The following is a 14,955-nucleotide window of genomic DNA, read 5'->3' as shown; positions in this document are numbered from 1 at the left end:
ACATACATATTAATTATAAAATCATAGGTATATAAAATTTAAAAATATAAACCATAAATTTATTATGCACAATGATTAGAGTATTAAAATACTCTTCTAAAAAATTATTCACAGGAGGGAACACCATGTTAAAAGATCTGATCTATATAGTGCCTAAAGAAATGCACTCTGAAGAAAATTTAAAGAAAATGTTAACTTCCCATCCAGAAATAAAATTCGTATCCCTGGTAGGTATAGACCTTTCTGGAAATGACACCGACGAAAAAATTCCCATCAAAGTTCTCCTTGAGGACATAAACGCCTTTTTAAAAGGTGCAATCCAAACTGACGGCTCATCCGTAGTACTTCCCGGAATTGCCAGCTTAAATAATGCAAAAGTGGATATGGTATGCGACTTAGATGTAAACTGGTATGTAGAATACAATACGGACAATAAGGATGCTGAAACAGGAAAACCTATCGGAACACTGAGAATTCCCTGTTTTCTGTACCATGAAAATCAAGCTGTAGATTCAAGATACACTTTGAAAAACTGTATTCAACACTTCAAAACAAACCTTCTAAATTTATTCACAGAACATCCTGATTCCCTAACGCCTTTTAACATAAAATATGACGATATAGATGACATAGTTGTTACTTGTGCTACAGAATTAGAGTTTTGGGTAAAGACACCTAACGATCAGGCTGAAATTGAGGAGCTTTCTACATCTCAGGTACTTCAGGAACAATATTGGACTAGAACAAAAGGTGTAGTTAGGACAGCCTTGGAACAAACTATTTTGACTATGGAATCATATGGCCTGGAACCGGAAATGGGCCATAAAGAAGTAGGTGGAGTAAAAGCCAAAATCGATGAATCAGGAAATTTCAATCATATAATGGAGCAATTGGAAATAGATTGGAAATATTCTAATGCCATGCAGTGTGCTGACAATGAGCTCCTTGTAAAAAGTATAGTCAAAGAAACTTTCAGGAACAATGGTCTTGAAGTTACTTTCCTTGCTAAACCAATAGATGGGGTAGCTGGCAGCGGCGAACACACTCACATAGGATTGGCTCTGAAATTGAAAAACAATAAGAGAATAAATTTATTTTCTTCAACTAAAGAACACTTTTTAAGTGTTTTTGGATATTCTTCCGTAATGGGAATACTTAAAAATTATGAAGTCATCAATCCTTTTGTTTCTTCTACAACTGATGCACTTAGAAGATTAAAACCAGGATTTGAGGCTCCAATTTGTATTGTAACCTCTATAGGACATTCTGTTGATATACCTTCAAGAAATAGAACGGTACTTATAGGTGTAATAAGAGATTTAAAAAATCCACTGGCTACAAGGTTTGAATTAAGAGCTCCAAACCCACGCACCAATACTTATCTAGCTTTGACTGCACTGTATATGGCTATGATGGACGGTATAAATTACGCTTTGAAAAATAACAAAACAGAAGATGAACTTCTATCCGAGCTCTCTAAAAAACCTGGTGAAGAAGCAGATTATCTAGAAAAAGATAGAGCTTATAGAAGTGAGGAGAATATATTTGAAGATTTTACCGATGAAGAAAGAGAAAAATTCTTTGGCAAGGCTCCTGCTACTGTATATGACAATCTCTCGGCTATTGATAAATATCCTGAGAAGAAAGCTGTATTGGTTAAAGATGATGTATTAAATGACAAATTGATAAATAGCTTTAAACTTGGTGCTACAAAAAGGTGGCTAATAGAAATAAATCATAGAATCATAAACGAATTCTGTGATGAAATAAGGGGCTATAAAATGCTTCATTCTATAGATAAAGCACTGGATCTGGATGTAGCAAATTGGATGAAAATAGAAGAATTAAGATATTATTTAATGAAAGATTCCTATTCTAAAAAAAGTTTATTTTCAAGAATAAAAATTGCATCTGAAAACAAAAATTACGAGGAAGTTTCTAAACTTCAAATAGAAGCCGAGGAAAGGATGTCCGAGTTGAGAAATTTATATTCAATATACAAAAAAAATTTATTGGACATCTAAAATATATAAATGAGAGCAAGATCAAATCTTGCTCTCATTTATTATGAAATATTCTAAAAATCTTTCAAATAAAAATTTTTTATCAGCATATCCTTTTTATTATTTATCGGTTTCCACAATGCTATTCTGTCAATTCTTGCCATTTTGTGCACACCTTGTCTTTTTACATTCTCACATGCAGCTGAATACTCCTTAGAACTCCATTCTCTCATAGCGTAATTGGTATTAGCCAGAGATATATGTAAATCCCATTTACTTATATCTTTTCTAACATCAAATTTATATAATCTCAATTTTTCATTTATCTGTCTAGCCAATCTTATAATATATCCTTTATTTTCTACTTTTAAATTCACAGATTTATAGGGAGGTTCAAAACAAATAGCTCCATTTATCTCCACTTTGAATTTCTTATAGGGTTTCAATATCCCTGAAACAATTTCATTAAATTTATCTATATCGGGATTTTCCACAACTTCAAGAGTTATATGTAAAACTGGCATATTTTTATACAATCTATACTTTCTACATATGTTTTTTTGTATGCGCTCAATATATGAATAAGAATCCTTATCAAACAAGGCCACTAAATAATATTTCATTATTTCCTCAGTCCCCCAAATTAATATTATACAAATGCCATTTTATAATATTATATCACAGAATCACCAGCTTCATAATGTTAAAAATTTCAATAATTTTTCAGTATATAAACTACTCAATGGTGAAAAAATATTATTGTTATAAAATTTATAAAAGAAGAGGTGCTATTATGAATACTGATCACAATAACAGTATTGGATGTATAGTCAATGAGTGCAAATTTCATGCAAAGGATACCAACCATTGTACACTTAATAAAATACAGGTCACAAAGCATGAGTCAATGGCCAAAGATGTTCAGTGTACTGATTGTGGAAGCTTTGTAAAAGAGTAATTCCTCGAATATATATTCATCTAAAATAATATTACACATAAAAATCCAGTTTTATCATTGCTAAAACTGGATTTTTATTTTCAAATAATTATTTAAACCTTCTGTTCATATTTTAAAATTTTGTGTTAAAATAGCATGGAATTATGATATAATAAATTTTGTGTAATATGAATTAAATTTTGAGATTTTCTAAACTTTATATAAATACAAATTTGTGATAAGGATGGATATATGAATGGATAAATTGGTAATTAACGGTGGAAATTCCCTTTCCGGTTCTATAGAAATTAATGGCGCGAAAAATGCTGCTGTTGCAATATTACCAGCCTCAATAATGGCTAGTAAGGGCGTATCTTCAATCGACAATATTCCTGATATAGAAGATGTTCACTGCATAGAAAGAATTCTTGAGAGTTTAGGCTGTAAAATAAAAACAGGTAAAAATTCGGTGGTAATTGATAGTACCACCATAGATAGTATAGATGCAAATACAGATGATGTAAGAAAAATGAGGGCTTCTTATTACCTTATAGGTGCTCTACTAGGCAGATTTAAAAAAGCCAGAGTTGAACTGCCCGGAGGATGCCCCATAGGTGTCAGACCCATAGATCAACATATAAAGGGATTTGAAGCTTTAGGCGCTAAAGTAGAAATTAAACATGGGTGTGTAATAGTAAACGCTGACAAATTAGTTGGAACTAACATATTTTTTGACGTGGTAAGTGTAGGTGCTACTATAAATGTAATGCTAGCTGCTACACTTGCTGAAGGTATAACTACTTTAGAAAATGTGGCAAAAGAGCCTCACATAGTAGATGTAGCAAATTTTTTAAACAGCATGGGAGCAAATATAAAGGGCGCTGGAACAGAAGCAATACGAATTGTTGGGGTAAAAGAATTGAGAGGATGTTCCTACAGCGTTATTCCAGATCAAATAGAAGCAGGTACATATATGATCGCTGCTGCTGCATGTGGCGGCGAAGTAGAAATTCAAAACATCATACCAAAACATCTGGAATCAATATCGGCAAAACTCATAGAAATGGGTGCCCAAGTAATAGAAGACGGCGATTCTATAACCGTAAAATCCAATGGGAAATTAAAGGGAGTAAACATTAAAACTCAACCCTATCCTGGTTTTCCAACTGATGTACAGCAGCCTCTCAGTGCACTTTTAACCGTAGCTAAAGGCAGGAGTATTATAAATGAAAGCATATGGGAAAGTAGATTTAAACATGTAGATGAGTTGAAAAAAATGGGTGCCAATATAAAAGTAGAAGGTAGAACTGCAATTATAGATGGAGTAAGCAAACTAAGCGGTGCCGTAGTAAAAGCTACGGATTTAAGAGCCGGTGCAGCAATGGTCATAGCCGGACTTATTGCAGAGGGTACTACTGAAGTTTTAAGTATTGAACATATTGACAGGGGGTATCCCAATATAGAAGATAAATTTAAAGCTTTAGGTGCTGATATAAAAAGGGTATCTTATTCTAAATAATTTTTATGGGGAGACTTTTAACATGATTTTTTGTCCTTTGTACAGCGGCAGCAGTGGAAATAGTATATTCTTAGCATCTCGCCATGCCAAAATTTTAATAGATGCTGGTCTTTCTGGCAAAAGCATAGAAAGAGGTCTTGCAAAAATAGGCTATAATGCCAATGAAATAGATGCAATATTAGTTACCCATGAACATATTGATCATATTAAGGGAGTAGGTGTATTATCCAGAAAATACAATATACCTATATATGCTAACACTCTCACATGGAAAGCTATGTTGAAATCTGTGGGAAAAATAAAAGAAAACAATCTCAATATAATTACGAATAATTATATTAGCATTAAAGATATGGACATAATCAGCTATTCTATATCCCATGATGCTGTAGATCCCTGTGGATATGCTGTTGACTGCAATGGTAAGAGAGCTTGTGTAGCAACGGATTCAGGATTTATTTCAGAAGAAAATAAAGCTATACTCAGGGATTCAGACGTACTGCTTATAGAGAGCAACCATGATGTAGAAATGTTAAAATTCGGTCCATATCCCTATGAATTAAAGAGAAGAATATTAAGTAAAATAGGACATTTATCCAACGATGATTGTGGAAAAGCTATCTTAGATATCTTAAATGGAAAATTCAAAAGAATTATTCTGGGACATTTAAGTAAGATAAACAACTATCCTGAGCTAGCTTATCAAACTGTAGCAACTACCTTAAATGAAGCTGGAGTTAAATTAAAATCAGATATAAATATTTCTATGGCAAAACGTGATGAGCCCAGTAACTTCATAAATTTTTAATAAAAAGGTGGTAATATATGAAAAGAATTTTCAGTATGACAATATGTTCTATAATTGCATTTTCCTTTCTGACACTGACTGCCTGTGAAAAAAAAGATGAACTGAGCATAAATAATAAACAAAAAGAAAAAGATATAGTACTTTCAAAAGGAAAAACTAACTTATTGGATCTAGATGTTTATTTCAATTCCTCAAGTAAGCCAAATACTGTTGAAATTACAAAGGAGAGCAGAGTTATAAAAGAAGATGAGCTATTGGCTGAAACAATAGTAAATGAACTGATAAAAGGTCCCTCGGTAAATAGCAGATTAGCACCTATACTTCCAAAAGAGAGTAGAGTTATGAGTATTTCCATAAAAGATAATATTGCCTATTTAAATCTAAGTAAGGAAGCTAATACTAAAATGACTCCGGTAGAAGAAGAAGCTTGTTTAAAGGGCATAGTTTTTTCTCTTGAACAACTTCCAACTGTGAAAAAAGTTAAAATTTTTATAGATAACAAAGATTCTAAAATTTGGGGGGATAATTTTGATTTATCCAAACCTCTTGGTAAAAATGATATTGAAAGCTTAAAAAAATAATAAGTGAATTTATTGAAATCACCTTTACACAAACTTTTATACCAGGATACATCTAAAATTTATTTTCAATTTTGAAAGGAGGTACTTGCTGCCAAATACTGCAGCAGGATAATATATGAGTTTATATAAAGAATGGACAGATACCGTAGTAGATTTTGTGAAGGCAAAAGGAGAAAACGCTTTTTGGAAAGAATATGGTTCAATTGAAAGAAACATTTATACAGAAATATTATCAGAACATAACTCTACCATAAGCGGAACAATAGAAAATTTAGCTAAAAAATTTAAAATATCACCGATATTTTTTACAGGGTTTTTAGATGGAATAAATCAAAGCATAGAGAAGCCATTAAATTTAGAAAATCTGAAGAGAACTTCAACTATTGACATAGAAATTAATTTTGAAAAATTATATTACAATATGTTAGATGCAAAAGCAGATTACTTATATAAACTTCCCCAGTGGAATTCCATATTTTCTAAAGAAAAGAGAAAAGAAATTCATAAAAATTGGGTTAATTCCAAAACAGTAGTTAATAAAATTAAAATAGGTAGAAATGATCCCTGTCCCTGCGGAAGTGGTAAAAAATACAAACAATGCTGTGGAAAAAATAATTAATAAGAAATTCCTACACGTTAGTGTAGGGATTTCTTATTATGTTTTAAAATTTTTTTATTATACGCCGTATCTTCTAATGGCAGCTTGGTTCTAAATTTTCCATCTAATTTTAAATATGCTCCCTGAATTGCCGGTGCTGTAGGAATGCAGGTTATTTCTCCTATTCCTTTAGCTCCACAAGCAAGAGAAGAATTATTATTTTCTATTATTATGGTTTTTATCTCTGGAACTTTCAGTGCCCTAAAAAGTCCTAAAGTACCAAATTTAGCTGTAGGTACTGAATTTTTTAATGGATAATTTTCCGTAAGAGCATATCCAAGTCCCATAACAACTCCACCTTCTATTTGTCCCTCAATATTGCTTGGATTTATAGCTTTCCCTACATCATGAGCTGCAATTATTTTTTGAACTATTCCCTTTTCATCTAAAACTGCTACCTGGGTTGCATAACCATAGGCCACATGACTTATAGGGTTGGGTTTATCTGAATTTATAGGATCTGTAACTCCAGAATACTCTCCATAAAAATCCTTATTTTCTAAACTCTCCAGCGGCTCATGTGCGAGGGCTTCTTTGAGTTTTAGCGATGCCAACCTGGCAGCTTCTCCTGTAAACACCGTCTGCCTTGAAGCAGTAGTTGTACCTGAATCTGGAGTAATTTCCGTATCAGGCGAATCCACTACTACATCTTTTGGAGTGACACCTGCAGTTTCACAAAGTATTTGAGTTACCATAGTCGCAAGACCTTGACCTATACAAGCTGCACTAGTCCTTATATGCACTTTTCCATCTACTACAGTCAATCTACATCTTCCTATATCCGGAAGTCCTACCCCTATACCGCTGTTTTTAAAACAACTAGCTATTCCCACATAAGGATATTTTTCATACTCATCCTTAACCGCCAGAAGAGTTTGCTTCAAAGCCACATCATCTCCTGCTATTTGTCCATTGGGGAGTACTTCTCCAGGTTCAATAGCATTCTTATACCTTATTTCCCAAGGTGATATTCCAACTTTTTCTGACAATAGATTCAAATTACATTCTGTAGCAAAAGCAGATTCCGTAACCCCGAATCCCCTGAAAGCTCCTGCTGGAGGGTTATTTGTATACACTGCAATTCCTTCCACTTCTATATTTTGATAATTATAAGGTCCTGCCGCATGTGTACAAGCTCTTTGAAGGACAGGTCCTCCCAAAGAAGCATAAGCACCAGTATCAGATATGATCCGTGCTTTCATAGCTGTTAAGATACCATTTTCATCACAGGAAGTCGTAAATTCCATTTCCATAGCATGCCTCTTAGGATGTACAATTATACTTTCTCTACGAGTTAAAGTGACCTTCACCGGTTTTTTAGCATACCAAGCCAGAAGAGCTGCATGATGTTGCACGCTCATATCTTCTTTCCCACCAAATCCTCCGCCAACATATTTGCTAATTATCCTTACTTTTTCAGGAGGCAATCCCAGGATACTTGAGATTTCCCTACGATCATCATATATGCCCTGAGTTCCAGTATATACCTTTACTCCATCTTCCCCATATGGCATAGCTAATGCAGACTCTGGTTCTAAAAAAGCATGTTCCGTAAATGGGACTGAATACTTGTTGGTAACTACATATTTAGATTCTGCTATAACTTTATCCGGATCTCCTCTTTTTAAAATTTCTCTTGACAATATATTTCCTTTAGAATGTATCTTAGGTGCATTTTTTGCCATAGCTGCTTCAGGAGACGTCAATGGATTAAGTTCTTCATATTCTACTTTAATTAGACCCAATGCTTTCTGCAATACTTCTTTAGTCTCCGCTGCTACCAGGGCAACAGCATCTCCTAAATATCTGGTTTCCTCTCCCTCTGCAATCATAATCGGCCAATCACTTACTATATGACCTGAATATCTTTTACCCGGCACATCTTTAGCCGTAAGAACTGCCACAACACCAGGATAATTCTCTGCTTCTGTCGTATCTATTGATTTCACTAAAGCCCTAGGATACTTACTTCTTAAAGCTGAACCATATAGCATTCCATCTACATGCATATCCCCCGAATACTCTGCCCTGCCTAATATCTTGTCCTCTGCATCAACCCTGTATATTCTCTCTCCTACAAGTCCCTTAAAATTTCTTTCAGGCAGCTTGATTTTTTCTCTAAAAGCCTTAGCCGCCATTTTTATAGCTTTTTCTATTTTTACATAGCCAGTACACCTACATATATTGCCATTGATAGCGGCTTTTATATCCTTAGAAGTTGGGTTTAAATTTTTATTTAGAAGAGCCTTAGCACTTATAACCATCCCAGGAATACAAAAACCGCACTGCACTGCCCCAGCTTCAGAAAAAGCCCATGCAAACACTTTTCTTTCTCTTTCTGTAAAGCCTTCAATAGTCGTTATATTTTTTCCTTCTACTTTAGACAAAGTAAACAAACATGCCCTTGCTGCTTTATCATCTAATAACACCATGCAGGCTCCACAGGCTCCTTCACCACAGCCATTCTTTACTGAGGTCAACCTTTCATCATCTCTTAGATAATCTAACAGCTTTTTATCTTCACTTACAATCTTTTGAACTCCATTTAAAGTGAATTTATACATATTACTCTCCTCTTTGACATATCTAAAATATATAAAAATTAGATATTATGATTACAATATTTATAAATTATATGCTCTGATATTCTCCATCCCATACAATTCTTCTGTATTTATCCGGATCCGTATCGCCTTCCGTACTAAATAAAAGTACCTTTGAATTTTCATCTAATTCCAGCTCTTCTCTAAGTCCTTTTAAATCGTCTCTTGTCATTATAGAACATAAAAGCCCTGTGGTAACTGCACCTGATTCTCCTGAAATAACTCTAGTATCTCCTTTCAATGGATTTCCAAGAACTCTCATTCCTTTAGCCGTAACCCAGTCGGGACAAGCAATAAATTCACTGCTATAGGACTTCAATACTTCCCAGCCTATGGTATTTGCCTCACCGCAGGCAAGTCCCGCCATTATAGTAGGCATATCTCCTCCAACGGATCTAACTTTTCCGTCATTTGCTACAGCTGATTTATACAGGCAAGCTGCCTCATCGGCCTCCACTACAACTGTCTTAGGACAATTCTCTCCAAATGCAGATGCAAAGAACCCCTGAACCGAACCAGCCAGTGAACCAACTCCAGCTTGTATAAATATATGAGTTGGTCTTTCAACTTCTAACTTTTTCAACTGCTCCAATGCTTCTAAGGACATTGTCCCATATCCCTGCATTATCCAGGTAGGGATATCTTCATAACCTTCCCATGCGGTGTCTTGAACCATTACCCATCCATTCTCTTCTGCATGCTTATTTGCCAATCTAACTGCATCATCATAATTCAAATCCGTAATAGTTACATCTGCACCTTCATTTTTTATATTCTGAAAACGGCTTTGAGATGAGCCCTTTGGCATGTATACTACTGATTTTTGTTTTAGTTGAGATGCCGTCCATGCAACTCCGCGCCCGTGATTTCCATCTGTAGCAGTTATAAAAGTAATTTCTCCCAATTGCTTTCTTACTTTGTCTGAAGTGACTTTGGCATATCCCAATTCTGATATATCCCTATTTAATTTTTGAGCCAGGTAGTTTCCCATTGCAAAAGAACCTCCTAAAACTTTAAAGGCGTTTAGCCCAAAACGATAGGATTCATCTTTTACATATATACCACCTAAACCAATTTTTTTAGCCAAATTGCTCAGATTCACTAAAGGTGTTTCTGAATATTGGGGAAAACTTTCATGAAATTTTTTAACCTTTTCAATTTCCCTCTTACTTAAAAATTCTACAGATTTTTTTTCCTTTACTCCGATAGTATTTTTCTTCCACAATATCTTTTTATCCATTTTATTTATGTCTCCTCTTCATAATAACTTTTTACGCAATTAACTACAGCAATAATCGTTCCATAACAATTTAGAAAAACTCTATAAAAGTTGATATTTAAGATTCAAAAGATATCGCTGTATAATATGCGACAATACACAATATCTTGGTTATCATTATGATAATAAAGTATCATAATGATAACCAATAAAAAATTATTTTATGCCTCCCAATTTTCTATACAAGGTAGCTATTCCTATACCCAATTTATTTGCTGCCATTTGCTTGCCTTTCGTATCAGAGCCATACAAGTCTAAAGCCTTCAATATATATTTTTTTTCAACTTCTTTAAGTGGTTTTATCGATTCATGTGCTAAAATTTTTTCATCTATCTGACCCTTATAGTTTAAAATAGTTTCAGGAAGCATATCTACAGTTAGAATTCCACTTTTGCCAGCCATATTCATCATAAATTCTATAGTATTTTCCAGTTCTCTTACATTGCCCGGCCAGGAATAATCTACTAAGAGCTGTTTTGCTCTACTATCAATGCCATGAATTGATTTATTAAAAGCATAATTGTATTTCCCAATTATATTCATAGCAAGCAATTCTATATCCTCTTTCCTGCACCTGAGAGGTGGTACTTCCATAGGTATGACATTTAAACGATAATATAGATCCTCTCTAAATTTATTTTCCTTTATAAGTTTTTTTAAATCCCTATTAGTGGCTGCTATAACACGTATATCTAAATTCATAAGCTGGTTGGATCCAATTCTGACTATTTTTTTCTCTTGAATTACTCTTAGTATCTTCACCTGTAAATATAGTGGCATATCACCTATTTCATCCAAAAATATTATACCCCCATTGGCCAGTTCAAATTTTCCTATTCTTCCCCTAGGATCTGCCCCGCTGAAAGCACCTCTGGCATATCCAAATAATTCGCTCTCCAAAAGATTATCAGGTATAGCTCCACAGTTTATGGCTATAAAAGGCTTATTCCTCCTATCACCTTCAGAATGTATAGCTTTGGCGATCAATTCTTTCCCCGTTCCACTTTCTCCTGTTATAAGTACTGTGGATTTTGAAGAAGCCATCTTTTTTATCCTATCTTTCAATTTAATCATAACTTTAGACTTTCCTATAATATCATCAGCTTTAACTTCTCGTATTTTTGCTACCTTATACATATCCGCCTTTAATTTTTTTATTTTGTCAAATATAAATATTCTATCATAGGTGGCTAATCTCGGATATACTGGAATCAACTGTCCCATTAAATATAATTTCTTCTTGTTTACTATAACTGTATACACTTCTGTACCTGCTATATATTCACCAGTTGCAGTCACATCTATACTATGTTTAAATTTATCCGGATCTATATTAAGCTGATCTGCCGCACTGCTGTTCATATGAACAATTTCATTATTATCACTCAAAACCACTACACCCTTATTCACAGAATCTATAACCTGTTTTAAAAGATCTATCATCATATTGTTTCTCTTATTTTCAAAATGGGCATATATCTTAGCTCTTATAAAATCTGATATTTGCTCTAAAATTTCCAGATAAGATTTTATATTTTTCTTTACCCGCTGCTTTTGTTCATCATCTGAGCATATAAATCCTATAACCCCAATAATCTTTTCTTCATAAATTATAGGCATAGAAACCTGCATTTTTTCAATACAATGCTTCCTATTATTACAATTCCTACACAAAAAATTTTTACCTGGACTTTCTATTACCTGTGTTTCTCCAGTTTTAAGAACATGATTATATACATAACCTTCTGTAGAAATATCTTCATCTGTCTTTTGACTATAGATACCTGTACCCGCAATTCTTAAAAAATTCTTATCAACTATTTCTACATCTACATTTATTGTTTTTGAAATTATATTTGCATACTTGATAACTGTAGGCTGTATTTGCTTTAAAAAAGAAGTTTCCATCATTACATCAATCCTTTTTAGATCTAATAAATTATCATCTTGATATATTTATACTAAAATTATAATTTGATTTTATTATACCCTATAGCATTATGAAATTTATCAAATATACATATAATTATCAATTTGATAATGAAACTGCCTATAATATAGTTTTTTTATTTTCCAACCACAATTTTATATCCATAAATTTAAAATTAACCCTTTGCTTTATCTTTAAATTTAGCATACATAATTATTATATCAATGGCTTATCAAATACTTTAGGTATACTTATTGCTTGTATTAATAAAAATCAGTAATATATATTTAATACACTGATAAACGAGGTGTTCAAAAATTGCTGAAAGACTTGTTGGGTATATATAAAAACTGCGTTGTATCAATAGTTGGAGCTGGAGGTAAAACCTCTTTTATGTTTAACTTAGCACAGGAACTTAGATCTCAAAATAAAGTACTGTTATTTACTACTACAAAAATTTATGTTCCCTCTAAAGAACAGTATGATTTTATGGCTATAGGTAAAAAAAATTTTCTGCACTGCTGTACATTACCTGAAAAAGGTATCTATGTTTATGGTAATATATTAGATAATAATTCAAAAATATCGGGACTAGATGAAGATACATTAATAAAAGAGCTTCATAATTTTGACTATATATTAATAGAAGCAGATGGTTCAAAAGGCAAATCTCTAAAAGGTTGGAGAGAAAACGAACCTGTAATCTTCAAAGGCACCAACATTACTGTTGGAATAATTGATATAACTTGCTTAGGTAAGACAATCAATTCAGATAATATCCATAGAGTTGATAGATTTATAGAACTAACTAATTCTCACTTAGGTGAAAAAGTCTCATTAAATCATTTGATTTCACTTATACTTCATCCTAATGGTTTATTTAAAAAATCATCGGGTAAAAAAATTCTATTCATCAACAAAGTGGAAGACACAAATTCAACAGTATTTTCAAAAATATTATCGAAAAACATTAAACCTCATAATTACATAGATAGAATAATTATGGGCAGCTTAAAAAATAAAATTTATGAGGTACTTTAAAGGGGGTAAACTATAAATTAAATGATCAATGCTATTATAATGGCTTCAGGATATTCTCATAGAATGAGTACCGATAAACTGCTTTTACCTTATAAGGGTAAACCATTACTTGAACACACTATTGATGCCATAGCAAATTGTACTTTTAATCAAGTCATTCTAGTTGCACGAGATGTAAAAGTGATAAACTTGGCTAAAAAAAAGGGGTTAAATGTTGTAAAAAACAACAAGGCTTACATTGGTCAGAGTCAATCTATAAAACTCGGAATTATCAATTCAGTCCCTGCTGACGGATATATGTTTTTCACAGGTGATCAGCCTATGCTAACTTCAAATACTATAAACGATTTAATGCAGTGCTTTAAATTTCATAGACATTTTATTATAGTACCTAAATTCAAGCTTAGGCCTGGTTCCCCTGTCATTTTTCCAAAAGACTATATAAAAGAACTTCTGAATTTAACCGGTGACACTGGTGGAAAATCTATAATAAATAAAAACATTGATAAAATAATCTTTTTAGAATTAAAAAATCAATATCCTATTTTTGATATTGATACACCGTACGATTATAAAAATATATTAAATATAAAATAAGGGTGATCTAATATGCGTAATGATATTGTGATAATTCGAGGAGGAGGAGATATTGCTTCAGGTACTGTGCAAAAGCTTCACAGATGTGGTTTTAAGGTTCTGGTTTTAGAAGTTAAAAATCCCACTTCTATTAGAAGATTGGTATCTTTTAGCGAAGCAATATACGAGGGTAAGATTACAATAGAAGGAATTACCGCTGTATATGCTAAAAATATGAAAAATATATATGATGCGTGGATAAATAACAGAGTTCCTATAATGGTAGATCCACACTGTAATTGTTTAAATACCATAAGGCCTAAAATTTTAGTTGATGCAATACTGGCTAAAAAAAATTTAGGAACAAATATAAACATGGCAGATATAACTATAGGTCTAGGCCCTGGCTTTAAAGCAGGTGACGATGTAAATGCAGTTGTTGAAACCATGAGAGGTCACAATTTGGGAAGAGTTATATACAGCGGCTGTGCCATGGCCGACACAGGATGCCCTGGAAGTATACTTGGTTTTTCTAAAGAACGAGTGATATACAGCCCCTGCAGTGGAATCATAAAAAATATTAAGCAAATTGGAGATCTAGTAAAAAAAGGCAGCACCATAGCCCTAGTAGACAATGTAAAAATAAAAGCCTCATTGACAGGAGTGTTAAGAGGTATTATAAGAGATAACAGTACTGTATTTAAGGGACTTAAGATAGCTGATATAGATCCCAGGGCTTCTGAGCGTAAGAACTGCTTTACAATTTCTGACAAAGCAAGAAATATTGCTGGTGGTGTATTGGAAGCTATTTTATATTTGCAAAACAATAAATCAAATGCGGAAGATCATTGCAGAGTACAGAATATTAAGACATATTTACAAAAGGGATTACTGCATAATTAAACTATGCAGAAATTCATTTTTTTGTACAGAGCTCGGAGTAAACTTTAAAAGTTTACTCATTTATAATTTATATGCTGTATATTATACACATCTGACTCTGCCGACGAAGCTAGAAGT

Annotated in this window: 13 protein-coding genes; 9 read left to right on the top strand and 4 right to left on the bottom strand. The window is 33.1% G+C overall.

Features of this window, described 5'->3' with window-relative positions; all coding sequences use genetic code 11:
* Positions 1-125: 125 nt before the first annotated feature.
* The gene (locus tag J5G60_RS10410) at positions 126-2,024 is read left to right on the top strand and encodes a glutamine synthetase (protein WP_150358011.1); all 1,899 of its coding nucleotides are present in this window, start codon (positions 126-128) and stop codon (positions 2,022-2,024) included.
* Between the two features lie 53 nt (positions 2,025-2,077).
* On the opposite strand, the gene J5G60_RS10405 is transcribed toward J5G60_RS10410, so the two are convergent.
* The gene (locus J5G60_RS10405) at positions 2,078-2,626 is read right to left on the bottom strand and encodes a 2'-5' RNA ligase family protein (RefSeq protein WP_150358010.1); all 549 of its coding nucleotides are present in this window, start codon (positions 2,624-2,626) and stop codon (positions 2,078-2,080) included.
* 170 nt (positions 2,627-2,796) lie between these two features.
* Between J5G60_RS10405 and J5G60_RS10400 the strand changes: the two genes are divergently transcribed.
* From J5G60_RS10400 to J5G60_RS10380, 5 genes are all read left to right on the top strand, one after another.
* Positions 2,797-2,961 (top strand): DUF1540 domain-containing protein, encoded by a 165-nt coding sequence (locus tag J5G60_RS10400; protein ID WP_150358009.1) that lies wholly within the window; start codon positions 2,797-2,799, stop codon positions 2,959-2,961.
* Between the two features lie 235 nt (positions 2,962-3,196).
* Positions 3,197-4,459 (top strand): UDP-N-acetylglucosamine 1-carboxyvinyltransferase, encoded by a 1,263-nt coding sequence (locus J5G60_RS10395; RefSeq protein WP_150358008.1) that lies wholly within the window; start codon positions 3,197-3,199, stop codon positions 4,457-4,459.
* A gap of 22 nt (positions 4,460-4,481) precedes the next feature.
* A complete protein-coding gene (locus tag J5G60_RS10390) occupies positions 4,482-5,267 on the top strand; it encodes an MBL fold metallo-hydrolase (RefSeq protein ID WP_150358007.1) in 786 nt (261 codons plus the stop codon).
* Positions 5,268-5,284: 17 nt separating this feature from the next.
* Entirely contained in the window at positions 5,285-5,848 is a 564-nt protein-coding gene (locus tag J5G60_RS10385; protein WP_150358006.1) for a GerMN domain-containing protein, read from the top strand.
* 115 nt (positions 5,849-5,963) lie between these two features.
* Entirely contained in the window at positions 5,964-6,467 is a 504-nt protein-coding gene (locus J5G60_RS10380; protein WP_150358005.1) for an SEC-C metal-binding domain-containing protein, read from the top strand.
* Between the two features lie 17 nt (positions 6,468-6,484).
* Here J5G60_RS10380 and xdh read toward each other — a convergent pair whose 3' ends face one another.
* The 3 genes from xdh to J5G60_RS10365 all read right to left on the bottom strand — a co-directional run bounded on the left by xdh (position 6,485) and on the right by J5G60_RS10365 (position 12,299).
* Complete coding sequence (gene xdh, locus J5G60_RS10375; RefSeq protein WP_150358004.1) at positions 6,485-9,070, bottom strand: selenium-dependent xanthine dehydrogenase; 2,586 nt, start codon at positions 9,068-9,070, stop codon at positions 6,485-6,487.
* 67 nt (positions 9,071-9,137) lie between these two features.
* A complete protein-coding gene (gene dpaL, locus J5G60_RS10370) occupies positions 9,138-10,349 on the bottom strand; it encodes a diaminopropionate ammonia-lyase (RefSeq protein WP_150358003.1) in 1,212 nt (403 codons plus the stop codon).
* A 195-nt stretch (positions 10,350-10,544) separates the two neighbouring features.
* A complete protein-coding gene (locus tag J5G60_RS10365) occupies positions 10,545-12,299 on the bottom strand; it encodes a sigma-54 interaction domain-containing protein (RefSeq protein ID WP_347562623.1) in 1,755 nt (584 codons plus the stop codon).
* Between the two features lie 337 nt (positions 12,300-12,636).
* Between J5G60_RS10365 and yqeC the strand changes: the two genes are divergently transcribed.
* The 3 genes from yqeC to yqeB are packed head-to-tail and all read left to right on the top strand — an operon-like array spanning position 12,637 to position 14,838.
* Positions 12,637-13,359 carry a selenium cofactor biosynthesis protein YqeC gene (yqeC, locus tag J5G60_RS10360; RefSeq protein WP_236035256.1) on the top strand — a complete coding sequence of 241 codons (723 nt, stop codon included), beginning with the start codon at positions 12,637-12,639 and terminating at the stop codon, positions 13,357-13,359.
* A 21-nt stretch (positions 13,360-13,380) separates the two neighbouring features.
* Positions 13,381-13,956: a molybdenum cofactor cytidylyltransferase gene (gene mocA, locus J5G60_RS10355; protein ID WP_150358002.1), complete on the top strand. Its 576-nt coding sequence runs from the start codon at positions 13,381-13,383 to the stop codon at positions 13,954-13,956.
* Between the two features lie 12 nt (positions 13,957-13,968).
* The gene (gene yqeB / locus J5G60_RS10350; protein ID WP_150358001.1) at positions 13,969-14,838 is read left to right on the top strand and encodes a selenium-dependent molybdenum cofactor biosynthesis protein YqeB; all 870 of its coding nucleotides are present in this window, start codon (positions 13,969-13,971) and stop codon (positions 14,836-14,838) included.
* Positions 14,839-14,955 lie beyond the last annotated feature (117 nt).

Origin of the sequence: Clostridium sp. HV4-5-A1G (assembly GCF_900184915.1) — a bacterium.
GTDB lineage: Bacteria > Bacillota > Clostridia > Clostridiales > Clostridiaceae > Clostridium_B > Clostridium_B aromativorans.
The sequence above is the reverse complement of the archived record's forward strand: the minus strand, read 5'-3'. Positions and strand labels throughout refer to the sequence as shown.

Bases quoted from the DNA above. Each gene is read 5' to 3' on its own strand.
- J5G60_RS10390 (WP_150358007.1), top strand. From the start codon at position 4,482: ATGATTTTTTGTCCTTTGTACAGCGGCAGCAGTGGAAATAGTATATTC.
- J5G60_RS10380 (WP_150358005.1), top strand. From the start codon at position 5,964: ATGAGTTTATATAAAGAATGGACAGATACCGTAGTAGATTTTGTGAAG.
- dpaL (WP_150358003.1), bottom strand. From the start codon at position 10,349: ATGGATAAAAAGATATTGTGGAAGAAAAATACTATCGGAGTAAAGGAA.
- J5G60_RS10385 (WP_150358006.1), top strand. From the start codon at position 5,285: ATGAAAAGAATTTTCAGTATGACAATATGTTCTATAATTGCATTTTCC.
- J5G60_RS10395 (WP_150358008.1), top strand. From the start codon at position 3,197: ATGGATAAATTGGTAATTAACGGTGGAAATTCCCTTTCCGGTTCTATA.
- xdh (WP_150358004.1), bottom strand. From the start codon at position 9,070: ATGTATAAATTCACTTTAAATGGAGTTCAAAAGATTGTAAGTGAAGAT.
- yqeB (WP_150358001.1), top strand. From the start codon at position 13,969: ATGCGTAATGATATTGTGATAATTCGAGGAGGAGGAGATATTGCTTCA.
- J5G60_RS10365 (WP_347562623.1), bottom strand. From the start codon at position 12,299: ATGATGGAAACTTCTTTTTTAAAGCAAATACAGCCTACAGTTATCAAG.
- mocA (WP_150358002.1), top strand. From the start codon at position 13,381: ATGATCAATGCTATTATAATGGCTTCAGGATATTCTCATAGAATGAGT.
- J5G60_RS10405 (WP_150358010.1), bottom strand. From the start codon at position 2,626: ATGAAATATTATTTAGTGGCCTTGTTTGATAAGGATTCTTATTCATAT.
- J5G60_RS10400 (WP_150358009.1), top strand. From the start codon at position 2,797: ATGAATACTGATCACAATAACAGTATTGGATGTATAGTCAATGAGTGC.
- J5G60_RS10410 (WP_150358011.1), top strand. From the start codon at position 126: ATGTTAAAAGATCTGATCTATATAGTGCCTAAAGAAATGCACTCTGAA.